This is a genomic window from Bacteroides fragilis (assembly GCF_019583405.1).
Classification (GTDB): Bacteria; Bacteroidota; Bacteroidia; order Bacteroidales; family Bacteroidaceae; genus Bacteroides; species Bacteroides fragilis_B.
On sequence record NZ_SZUU01000001.1, the window covers coordinates 1 to 12,732 of the forward strand.

Sequence of the window (12,732 nt, forward strand, 5' to 3'; positions counted from 1 at the left end):
TTTTGTTTGAGCTATAGCCCCTATAGAGCATAATAAGCACAAAATCAAGAAGATGGTTTTCTTCATAAGTATTGCTTTTTAGTTAATAATAAAGATAATTATAATTGCTTTTACTAAGTTCTATCGGTACTTGGTATTTTTACTACTTAAATAATAAACGAAAAAGGTTAAATTTATTATTTCTTTTCATTTATATATTATCAAACCGTTGCAAATATATATATTATATTAAAAACTCACAAGCATATTTTAAATATATTTTTTATATAACCGAAATAATATTGAAAAACTAAGATAATCGGCTCCAACTTCTCATAAAAGATTGTTTATGGAAGAGTGGTATATATATAATATTGATTTCTTATATTATATATGAGACCATTGTAGCGAGAATGAGTATATGTAACAAATTATTATTTCTCAACACTATCTTATTAGCCCGAAATGTCCCAATGATTATAGCTATGAACCTTATTATATGTTATGAGATGTTTCTTTGTGTTGAAATAGACAACTTCATTTTACTTATATAAAATGTGGGTTCCGAGCACAAGAGAAAATGAAAACTATACTCTGATGATTCACTCCTTTTCACCATAATAAATTTGATTGTAAGTCTCTATATCAAATTACTTTCTTTTTTGAGTTTGTATTTGTGTGCTAAGGTGCTGGCCTTTACATTATTATATTTACACCATTTCTGCTTTGTTATGCCATATAGCTAAGTACCGATAGGACTGTACTCATTTTCAGGTATTTATATTTAAGAGATTTAGAAGAGATAATTTTCCTTTTTATTAACTAAAAATCAATTTATGAAAAAAGTCCTTTTTATTTTGTTGGGCTGTTTGCTATCGTTTAATGTGATGGCACAGGTGAAGGCGATTTCGGGGGTGGTAACGGATGTTACCGGAGAACCCGTTATTGGGGCAAGTGTTGTTGAAGTGGGAACCACTAATGGAGTAATTACTGACTTGAATGGTAAATTCTCGTTAAAAGTGGCACCTGATTCACAGTTCTTGGTGAGTTATATTGGTTACAAACCTCAAACAATTAAAGTTGGTTCTGAAAGCACTTATAATATTGTGCTGAAAGAAGATTCGGAAGTTCTGGATGAGGTTGTTGTGGTAGGTTATGGTTCACAAAAGAAGGTGAACGTTACGGGAGCTGTAGGTATGGTTAGTGCTGAAGCATTGGAAGCACGGCCGGTAGCAAATGCTTCACAAGCGTTACAGGGGGTTGTTCCCGGTTTGAATCTTACTGTTGGCAATAACGGTGGTTCTCTGGATGGAACATTGAACATGAATATTCGTGGAGCCGGAACGATCGGTGATGGATCGGGTTCTTCTCCATTGGTTTTGATTGATGGCATTGAGGGTGATCTGAATACTGTCAATCCTAACGATATCGAATCTGTTTCGGTATTAAAAGATGCTGCATCGGCTTCTATCTATGGTGCAAGAGCTTCGTTCGGTGTGATTCTTGTAACTACAAAGAGTGGTAAGAGCGGTAAGACCAATGTGTCATATAGCGGTAGCGCACGTTTTTCTGATGCTATTGGCATTCCGGACATTATGGATTCTTACACTTTTGCTCAGTACTTCAATCGTGCTTCTGCTAATAAAGGTGGCGGTGATATTTTTGCACCTGCCGTAATGGAGCGTATCAAAGCCTATCAAGAAGGAACGCTGAAAGCTACTACTGTTGATAATGGAGCAGGTATTTGGCAAAAATGGGCTAATGCGAATGGAAACACGGATTGGTTTGAAGAATTCTATGATCATTGGGCGCCATCTCAGGAACATAACCTTAGTATTAATGGTGGTACGGACAAAACCCAGTACTTGATTAGTGGAAGTTTTCTGGATCAGAAAGGTTTAATGCGTCATGGATCAGATAAGTTTCAACGTTACACACTGAATGGTAAAATCACAACGGCTGTCACTGATTGGTTCAAGGTGACGTATTCTACTAAATGGACCCGTGAGGATTTTGAACGTCCTACTTACTTGACAGGAAGCTTTTTCCATAACTTAGCTCGTAAATGGCCTGTGCATCCGGCTTATGATCCTAACGGATTCCCTATGGACGAAGGTGAAGTGGAACAGATGGAAAATGGCGGAAAGCAAAATAGCCAGAAAGATTTTTATACGAATCAGTTGCAACTGGTTTTCGAGCCTATTAAAAACTGGAAAATCAATCTTGAAGGTAGTATACGTACTACGACTCAATACCAGCATTGGGAAGTATTGCCTGTTTATGCCTACAATGTAGATGGAGATCCCTATTATACAGTGTGGGATATGGGATACGGTTCTTATGCAGCAGGTTCTTCTCGTGTGAATGAATATAGCTGGAAGGAAAATTACTATACTACAAATATTTATTCAGACTATTTCAAGCAGTTTGATAACGGACATTATTTTAAAGTGATGGCTGGTTTTAATGCAGAATTATATAAAACCAGAAACATTACAGCTGAGAAAAATACATTGATTACTCCGGGGGTACCGACTATTAATACGGCAACTGATGACCCACAGGCTTATGGTGGTTATGCTGACAATTCTGTAGCCGGTTTCTTTGCACGTGTCAACTGGAGTTATAAAGATCGCTATATGTTTGAGGCCAATGGCCGATATGATGGCTCTTCCCGTTTTGTCGGAAAAGAACGTTGGGGATTCTTCCCATCTTTCTCTGCCGGTTGGAATATTGCTCGCGAACCATTCATGGAAAGTTTTGCTGAGAAGATCAATATGGGGAGTTTAAAATTGAGAGCTTCATGGGGGCAGTTGGGTAATACGAATACCAATGATGCTTGGTATCCATTTTATCAGACTATGCCTGTGGGGTCTAATTATGGTTGGTTAGTAAATGGCGAACGTCCTAACTATGCTACAAATCCGGGCATTGTCAGCTCTAAAAAAACTTGGGAGACAGTAGAAACTTGGGATGTCGGTTTGGATTGGTCTTTCTTTAATAACCGTTTGTCAGGTTCATTCGACTATTTCGTACGTTATACTTATGATATGATTGGGCCGGCTCCTGAACTTTCAAGCCTGTTGGGAACTTCAGTTCCTAAAATCAACAACTCGGATATGAAATCATATGGTTTTGAGCTGGAGTTGAATTGGAGAGACCGGATTGGTGAAGTTTCTTATGGGGCTAAATTAGTGCTTTCTGATGACCAACAGAAGATTTTGCGTTATCCGAATGACTCATATGATGTAGGTTCGTACTATAAAGGCAGACACTTGAATGATATTTGGGGATTGACAACAATTGGCATTGCGAAATCACAAGAAGAGATGGATGCCCATTTGGCAAAAGTTGATCAGTCTTCTGTAGGAACTAATTGGGGAGCTGGTGATATCATGTATGCGGATCTGGATGGTGATGGAAAAATAAGTAATGGTACTAATAAGTTAGGAGATACCGGCGACTATCGCATTATTGGTAATTCGACCCCTCGACTTAAATATGGTATTACATTGGATGCTGCGTGGAAAGGATTCGATTTCAGCATTTTCATGCAAGGAATCGGAAAACGTGACCTATGGCTGGACGGATGTTATTTCTGGGGAGCTAACGGACAAGGAAATGAGTGGCAATCTACTGGTTTTACTGAACATTGGGATTTCTTCCGTCCTGAGGGTGATCCATTGGGCGCTAATTTAAATGCATATTATCCACGTGTTAACTTTAGTGGTGGGCGTAATACTCAGACTCAGACTCGCTACTTGCAGAATGGTGCATATCTGCGCTTGAAAAATGTTCAGGTAGGTTATACATTACCTAAAGTATGGACAGGAAAAGCCGGAATATCTTCTGTACGTGTATATCTTTCAGGAGATAACCTGGCGACAATCACCAGCCTTTCTAAAATTTTCGATCCGGAGGCTACCGGAAGTTTGGCTGGAACAGGATCCGGTAAATTGTATCCTTTGCAAAGAGTAATATCTGTGGGTGTTAACATTAATTTTTAAATTGAAGCATTATGAAACTTAAGATAAAAGATCTGTTTATACAAGCATGTTTTATTGCAGGAGGGGCATTGACACTCACATCCTGTAATGACTTTCTTGACAGAGAACCGCTTTCTTCTGTCACACCGGAAGTCTATTTTCAGACAGTAGACCATTTCGCTGCTTATTCTATAGCGAGGTATCAAAACTATTTTCCTTCGCATGGTGGTTATGGAGCAGGGATAGCGAATAACGATGGCGGGACAGATAATATGGTGGCCGGAGGACGTAGTAGCCGCTATGTGAAGGGGCTTTGGAAGGTTCCTTCGAGTGATGGTAACTGGAGTTTTAGTAATATCCGTTATTGTAACTATTTCTTTGAGAATGCTGTGCCTAAGTATGAAGCGGGTGAGGTTGCCGGAGCAGATGCCGATATTCGTCATTATATTGGAGAAATGCATCTGATGCGTGCTCTTGTGTACTATAATTTATTGCGTACTTATGGTGACTTTCCGATCGTAACAGAGGTTTTGCCCGATGACAAAACGGTGCTGATGGAAAAAGGTGTCCGCCAACCTCGTAATCTGGTTGCCCGCTTTATCCTGAAAGATTTGGATGATGCTGCCAATATGATGTACAGTAAGGGATTTAAAAATAATACCCGTTTGAATCGTGAGACAGCTTTGCTGATTAAATCCCGGGTGGCACTGTATGAAGCCTCTTTTGAAAGATACCATAAGGGTACAGGACGTGTACCGGGAGATGATAACTGGCCGGGAAAGAAAGTGCATCCTAATTTTTCGTTGGATGTGGAAGCAGAAGTAGATTTCTTCTTGACAGAAGCCATGAAAGCAGCGGAAGAAGTGGCAGATAAAATTACTTTGACCCCTAATACAAAGGTTGAAGATCCTGCCAGTCCTTCTATTACATCCGGATGGAATCCTTATTTTGAAATGTATGCCAATGTTGATTTAAGCGGCTATGACGAAGTGTTGTTCTGGCGTCAGTATGCAAAAACCGGTAGTTTCTCTATCATGCATGGTACTCCGGCATGGATTGCGTCCGGTTCTAATCATGGCTTGTTGAAAAGCTATGTTGAAAGTTTCTTGATGCAGGATGGTTTACCTTGGTATGCGGCAAGCAGTGCGGCTCCTTATAAAGGTGATGCTACATTGGATAATGTGAAAGCAAATCGTGATAACCGTCTTCAGTTGTTTATGTTTGGTGAAAGTAATTTTGTGCCTGTATATTCAACCGAAGAAGCGGGTACGGTGAAAATGTTTGCTCCGCATCCTGTATCTAACCGTGAAGAGATGAGAGACCAGACAGGATATCGTGTTCGTAAATACGCCAGCTTTGATATGGCACAGAATGTATGGGGAAAAGCTGAGTCAACTACCGGATGTATTATTTACCGTGGTGTAGAGGCTTATCTGAACTATTTGGAAGCTTATTATATGAAGAATGGTAACGTTACAGGTAAGGCAGCTCAATATTGGAGAGCCGTTCGTGAACGTGCTGGTGTAGATCCCGATTTTACAAAGACTATCAATGCTACTGATTTGAGTCTGGAAACAGATTGGGGTAAATATTCAGGTGGGCAAGTCGTAGATGCTACTTTATTGAATATTCGCCGCGAACGCCGTTGTGAATTTATTGGTGAAGGCATGCGTTGGGATGATTTGATTCGCTGGCGTTCGATGGATCATCTGCTGACGAAAAATTATATTCCTGAAGGATGTAATTTCTGGGATGAAATGTATAAGTCGGCTAATAAAGATGAAAATGGTGCTGAGGTCACATTTAAAGATTCTGGTGAAGAAGGTTCCAATATATCTTCACGTTCCTTTAAATATCTGCGTCCGTATGCTATTTTGAAAACCAATAATGACGTATACGATGGGTATACTTGGCAGAAGGCCCATTATCTCAACCCTGTGCCGGTTCGCGAGATGGAATTGCTGTCTCCGGATGAAAAAGCAGAGACATCTGTATTGTATCAGAATCCTTATTGGTCAACTAAGATTGGAGAAGTGGCTGAAGAATAATTGAGTTTTCAATAGGTTACCGAAATAAGATAAAGTGGAGGGGTGTTACAAACAATAACACCCCTCTCTTTATTTTTAGATATAACCCTAATTGAAAAGATAATCTTTAATGACCGCTTGAGAGAAGTTTATTTCCGATACTTTAGTGTTTTGTACCGAGTAGTGTGTTGTTTATTAATTCGACTATATATAATAAAATATTTAATTAACATAAGCGTTGTATAATAAAAAATACTATCTTTGCTCCCGATAACATAAATATTAATTAGTCGATACCATGAAAAAAGCCGTAATTCTATTTTCGCTTTTCTGTTTTCTGTGTGCTATACCGGTAGTTCGAGCCGCAGATACAATTTTTGTTCGTGAGACCCGTATTCCTATTTTGATAGAAAGGCAAGATAATGTCTTGTTCTATCTTCGTTTGGATGCTAAAGAGAGCCAGACCCTTAATGATGTAGTGTTAAATCTTGGTAAAGGAGTGGACCTGTCTGAAATTCAGTCTATAAAACTTTATTATGGCGGTACAGAGGCATTGCAGGACAGAGATAAGAAACGTTTTGCTCCCGTGGGATACATCTCCAGTAATACCCCGGGAAAGACGCTTGCCGCCAATCCGTCTTATTCAATTAAAAAGTCGGAGGTGAGCAATCCTCGCAATCAGGTGGTTTTGAAAGGAGATCAAGAACTGTTTCCGGGAATCAACTATTTCTGGATTAGCCTGCAAATGAAGCCTGGTACTTCGCTTACCAGCAAGGTGACTGCAGATATTGCTTCAATTACTTTGGATGGTAAAAAAGCCCTATTGGATGTTGTTTCAGAAAATGGAATAGAGCACCGTATGGGAGTAGGAGTGCGCCATGCCGGAGATGATAATTCTGCCGCATTCCGTATTCCGGGATTGGTGACTACTAATAAAGGTACATTACTGGGAGTTTATGATGTACGTTATAACAGTAGTGTTGACTTGCAAGAGCATGTTGATGTTGGTTTAAGCCGCAGTACAGATGGCGGAAAAACCTGGGAAAAAATGCGTTTGCCTTTGGCATTTGGGGAGTTCGGTGGTCTGCCTGCCGGTCAGAATGGAGTAGGAGACCCTTCTATCCTTGTTGATACAAAAACAAATAATGTTTGGGTGGTTGCTGCCTGGACACATGGTATGGGTAACCAACGTGCATGGTGGAGTTCACATCCGGGTATGGATATGAATCATACTGCGCAACTTGTTCTTGCCAAAAGTACGGATGACGGTAAAACGTGGTCTGCACCTATTAATATCACAGAACAGGTAAAAGATCCGTCTTGGTATTTTCTGTTGCAAGGTCCGGGTCGAGGCATCACTATGAATGACGGTACTTTGGTATTCCCTACTCAGTTTATTGATTCGACACGTGTACCCAATGCAGGTATCATGTATAGCAAAGATGGTGGTAAAAACTGGAAAATGCACAATTATGCACGCACGAATACTACAGAGGCTCAGGTTGCCGAGGTCGAGCCCGGAGTTTTGATGTTGAATATGCGTGATAATCGTGGTGGAAGTCGTGCTGTAGCTATTACAAAAGACTTGGGTAAAACATGGACAGAACATGAATCTTCTCGCAAGGCATTGCCGGAATCGGTTTGCATGGCTAGTTTGATAAGTGTGAAAGCCAAAGATAATGTTTTGGGCAAGGATTTATTGATATTCTCTAATCCTAATACGACGAAAGGACGTTATAATACTACTATTAAAATCAGTCTGGATGGTGGTGTGACTTGGTCACCCGAACACCAGCTTTTATTGGATGAAGGCAATAACTGGGGTTATTCTTGTCTTACTATGATTGATAAAGAAACGGTTGGTATTCTTTATGAAAGCAGTGTGGCACATATGACATTCCAGGCAGTGAAGTTGAAAGACATTATTAAATGAGAAATTTTCCCCTATAAACTAAATAAACACCGATGAGAAATAAACAAATTTTCTTAATCAGTTTCATTATTTACTTATGCACAATTTCTACGGTTCGGGCAGGTGAATATCACCTGCTTCCGGAGCCGCAAAAGTTTACTCCTTTAAGTTCCAGTTTTGTACTGGGCAGAACAAAGCTTTCTACTCCGGTGCTTCGGCAAGAGTGGGAAGCTTTTGTTGTCGATAGGGGTGGAGTCATTGATGACAAAGCTCGTGCAAGTATTGAAGTGAAACTGGTACCTTCATTAGAAGAGGTACCTTTGAACGCAGACGAAGCTTATCGCCTGGTGGTAAATAATGGTAAAGTTACGGTTGAGGCTGTGACGGAGCATGGTGTGTATTGGGCTATGCAAACTTTGGCCCAGCTACAGGATGTGCGAAAGAAAAAGGCAACATTCAACGGTTGTTCAATTGTTGACTGGCCTGCTTTCCGAATACGTGGCTTTATGCAGGATGTAGGGCGTACGTATATGTCGATTGAAGAATTGAAACGTGAAATTGCTATTCTTTCACGTTTTAAAATTAATGTCTTTCATTGGCACCTGACTGAAAATCAATCGTGGAGGCTGGAAAGTAAAATTTTTCCGATGCTGAATGACAGTGTGAATACGACTCGTATGCCGGGTAAATACTATACATTGGAAGAAGCGAAAGATTTAGTCACTTTTTGTAAAGCGCATAATATACTTTTAATCCCGGAATTTGATATGCCGGGGCATAGTGAGGCTTTTGTCCGTACATTCCGTCATGATATGCAGAGCCCGGAAGGAATGAAAATTCTTAAACTATTGGTCGATGAAGTTTGTGAGACTTTTGATGTACCTTATCTTCATATTGGTACGGATGAAGTTCGGTTTACCAATCCGGAGTTTGTTCCTGAAATGGTTGCGCATGTCCGTGCTAAAGGGAAGAAGGTAATCTCTTGGAATCCCGGATGGCATTATAAACCGGGTGAAATAGATATGACACATTTGTGGAGCTATCGTGGGAAAGCTCAGAAAGGCATTCCGGCAATTGATTCTAAGTTTCACTATCTCAATCATTTTGATACTTTCGGTGATATAATTGCATTGTATAATAGCCGCATTTATAATGTTGAACAAGGAAGCGAGGATATTGCGGGTACGATTCTTGCTATCTGGAATGACCGTTACATAGCTGACGAACGTAATATTATACTTGAAAATAACTTCTATCCTAATATGCTGGCTATAGCTGAACGTGCATGGAGAGGAGGAGGTACAGAGTATTTTGATAAGAATGGTACTATCTTGCCTTCCGAAGATTCTCCGGAATTTAAAGAATTTGCTGATTTTGAGAATCGTATGCTTTGGTATAAAGAGCATACATTTAAGGATTATCCGTTCGCTTATGTAAAACAGACGAATATAAAATGGAATATAACTGACGCATTCCCTAATGGTGGAGATTTGAATAAGGTCTTCCCTCCGGAACAGGAATTGAAGAACTCCTATTCTTATGAAGGCAAAGAGTATGGAGTACGTCCTGCAATTGGTGCAGGTATTTATCTTCGTCATGTATGGGGAAGTATGGTACCTACCTTTTATAAGACCCCACAGGAAAACCATACGGCTTATGCTTATACGTGGGTTTATTCTCCTAAAGATCAGGAAGTAGGGCTGTGGGCTGAATTTCAGAACTATAGCCGTTCGGAAATGGATTTGGCCCCATTACAGGGAAAATGGGATTATAAAGGAAGCCGCATCTGGATTAATGATGAAGAAATACAACCTCCCGTATGGTCGGCCACCCATCGTACGAAAAGCAATGAGGTTGCGCTTGGCAATGAAAACTGTGTGGCACGCCCACCTATCCTTGTACATTTGAATAAAGGCTGGAATAAGGTTTTCCTGAAATTACCGGTTGGCAAATTTAGTATACCTGAAGTGCGTTTACTTAAATGGATGTTTACTGCGGTTTTTGTGACTCCTGATGGAGAAAATGCAGTTGACGGACTTATTTACTCGCCTGACAAAACGAAGTGATCGAGAAAAATAAAAACGAATGAAGAAAATTTTATTAATGATGTTATTGCTCGCCTCAATGGCGGGCAATGCGCAGGAACGCAAATATTCTACGTTCTATTATCAACGTGCAACTCTGTTTGAGGAGTTGCCTGTGACTCCAAAAGATATCATCTTCCTTGGTAATAGTATTACTAATGGGGGAGAATGGAGTGAGTTATTTGAAAACAAGCATGTCAAGAACCGGGGAATCAGTGGAGACATCTGTATGGGAGTTTATGATCGTCTGGATGCGATTCTGAAAGGAAAACCGGCTAAAATATTCTTGTTGATCGGCATAAATGATGTAAGCCGGGGTACTTCTGCGGATACAATTGTTAACCATATTGGTATGATTACTCAAAAAATTAAACAAGAATCTCCAAAAACAAAGCTATATTTGCAAAGTGTACTTCCGGTAACCGATCATTATAAGATGTTTGGTGGACATACATCACGTTGGCAAGAGGTGAAAAAGATTAATGAAGGGCTGCTTCGGCTGGCTGACAGAGAACACGTGACCTATATTGATCTCTATTCTCATTTTGTTGACGGGAAGACCGGTAAGATGAATGTTGAGTATACAAATGATGGTTTACACTTACTGGGTAAAGGCTACCTTAAATGGGTGAATATTGTTAAACCTTATATAAACAAGAAATGAAAAAGATACTATTCTTATCTCTATTTTTGATGATTTGCGCAGTTTTATCCGCACAGAAGCGGATAAAAGTTGCTTGCGTAGGGAATAGTATTACGTATGGGTATACTCTTCCAAATCCGGCAACGGATTCTTATCCTTCACAGTTGCAACAACTTTTGGGCGATACTTATGAAGTTGGAAATTTCGGAAAATCAGGGGCCACTTTATTAAATAAAGGACATCGCCCTTACATGCAGCAGGAAGAATTTAAAAAAGCGCTTGCTTTTGCTGGCGATATTGTTGTTATTCATTTGGGAATCAATGATACGGATCCTCGTGACTGGCCGAACTATCGTGACAGTTTCGTGAAAGATTATCTGGCGTTGATTGATTCTTTCAGAGTTGCCAATCCTAAATGTCATATTATTATTGCTCGTTTGACACCGATTGCTGACCGTCATCCTCGTTTTGAGTCAGGTACCCGTGATTGGCATGGAGAAATTCAACAAAGTATTGAGACGATAGCTAAATATGCGGGAGTCCAGTTAATGGATTTCCATGAACCGCTTTATCCTTACCCATATCTTCTTCCGGATGCCGTACATCCTAACGTAGAGGGAGCAGGTATTCTTGCAGAAACAGTATATTCTGCGATTACAGGAGATTTTGGAGGGTTACATTTATCTGAGTTGTACACTGACAACATGGTGCTTCAACATGGGCAGCCTCTGACTATTCGTGGTAAAGCAAATGCGGGTGAAAAAGTGACTGTTTCAATAGCTAAACAGAAGTTGATTACAAAGGCTGCCTCCAATGGGGACTGGGCTGTCACCATTCGACCATTAAAGGCCGGTGGCCCATATACACTGACTGTCTCTGCTGGAAAACAGAAACAAACATTCAATAATGTTTTGGCCGGAGAAGTGTGGCTTTGTTCCGGACAATCTAACATGGAATTTTATTTGAGTTGGAGTAAAACGGCCAAAAGAGATATTCCGCAGGCTACTAATGATCAGATTCGTTTGTTCGATATGAAGGCACGCTGGCGTACAGACGCAGTGAAGTGGGATGCATCCGTATTGGATTCGTTGAATCATTTGCAGTATTATAAAGATACCGAATGGACAGTTTGTTCACCTGCCACAGCAGGTTCTTTTTCTGCTGTGGCCTATTATTTTGGCAAAATGTTGCAGGATAGCCTGAAAGTGCCTGTAGGATTGATTTGTAATGCGATCGGTGGTTCGCCTACCGAAGCATGGGTAGACCGTAATACATTGGAATATAAATTTCCGGCTATATTACGTAACTGGACTCAAAATGACTTTATCCAAGACTGGGTACGCGGTCGTGCCGCCCTTAATGTTAAAAAGGCGGCTAGTAAACAGCAACGCCATCCTTACGAACCTTGTTATTTGTATGAAGCCGGTATCCGCCCTTTAGAACAGTATCCTATTAAAGGTATTATTTGGTATCAAGGTGAATCGAATGCACATAATCGTGAGGCACACGAGAAATTGTTTAAGCTCTTGGTTGAGAGCTGGCGTAAAAATTGGGAAAATGAGAATTTACCTTTTTATTATGTACAGTTGTCAAGTATCGACCGTCCGTCATGGCCATGGTTCCGTGATAGCCAGCGCAGAATGATGTATGAGATTCCTAATACGGGTATGGCGGTATCGAGTGACCTGGGTGATTCGCTTGATGTGCACCCCAAACACAAACAGCCGGTTGGGGAGCGTTTGGCACATTGGGCTTTGAATCAGACTTATGGAAAGAAGGATGTAACGCCTTCAGGGCCAATGTTCCGCAATGTAGAGTTCCGTGATGGTGCGGCTTACGTGTCATTTGATTGTGCTGAAGGTATGCATTCATCGGATGGGAAACCGTTGCGCACATTCGAAGTGGCTGAAACAGAAGATATTTATTATCCGGCTACAGCCGAAGTTGTAGGAAATCAAATAAAAGTATATAGTAAAGAAGTGAAGAATCCTCTTCATGTACGTTACGGTTGGCAACCTTTCACTCGGGCCAATCTGGTCAATGGTGATGGCTTACCGGCATCTACGTTCCGTACGGACTGGGGAAGATAAACCTGAAAAGG

At 40.5% G+C, this 12,732-nt stretch carries 6 protein-coding genes; all 6 read left to right on the top strand.

The genetic code is table 11. From position 1 onward, the window contains the following. Positions 1-815 precede the first annotated feature (815 nt). The 6 genes from FDF36_RS00005 to FDF36_RS00030 all read left to right on the top strand — a co-directional run bounded on the left by FDF36_RS00005 (position 816) and on the right by FDF36_RS00030 (position 12,721). A complete protein-coding gene (locus FDF36_RS00005; protein WP_220389856.1) occupies positions 816-3,986 on the top strand; it encodes a SusC/RagA family TonB-linked outer membrane protein in 3,171 nt (1,056 codons plus the stop codon). A gap of 11 nt (positions 3,987-3,997) precedes the next feature. Continuing rightward, complete coding sequence (locus FDF36_RS00010) at positions 3,998-6,013, top strand: RagB/SusD family nutrient uptake outer membrane protein (protein ID WP_220389857.1); 2,016 nt, start codon at positions 3,998-4,000, stop codon at positions 6,011-6,013. Positions 6,014-6,290: 277 nt separating this feature from the next. Then, positions 6,291-7,925, top strand: coding sequence for a sialidase family protein (locus tag FDF36_RS00015; protein ID WP_220389858.1), 1,635 nt, complete (start codon positions 6,291-6,293; stop codon positions 7,923-7,925). A 32-nt stretch (positions 7,926-7,957) separates the two neighbouring features. Next, positions 7,958-9,970, top strand: a complete 2,013-nt coding sequence (locus FDF36_RS00020; protein WP_220389859.1) for a family 20 glycosylhydrolase — start codon at positions 7,958-7,960, stop codon at positions 9,968-9,970. 19 nt (positions 9,971-9,989) lie between these two features. Beyond that, the gene (locus tag FDF36_RS00025) at positions 9,990-10,652 is read left to right on the top strand and encodes an SGNH/GDSL hydrolase family protein (RefSeq protein ID WP_220389860.1); all 663 of its coding nucleotides are present in this window, start codon (positions 9,990-9,992) and stop codon (positions 10,650-10,652) included. Continuing rightward, positions 10,649-12,721 carry a GDSL-type esterase/lipase family protein gene (locus FDF36_RS00030; protein ID WP_220389861.1) on the top strand — a complete coding sequence of 691 codons (2,073 nt, stop codon included), beginning with the start codon at positions 10,649-10,651 and terminating at the stop codon, positions 12,719-12,721. Before FDF36_RS00025 ends, FDF36_RS00030 begins: the two co-directional genes overlap by 4 nt. Positions 12,722-12,732: the final 11 nt, after the last annotated feature.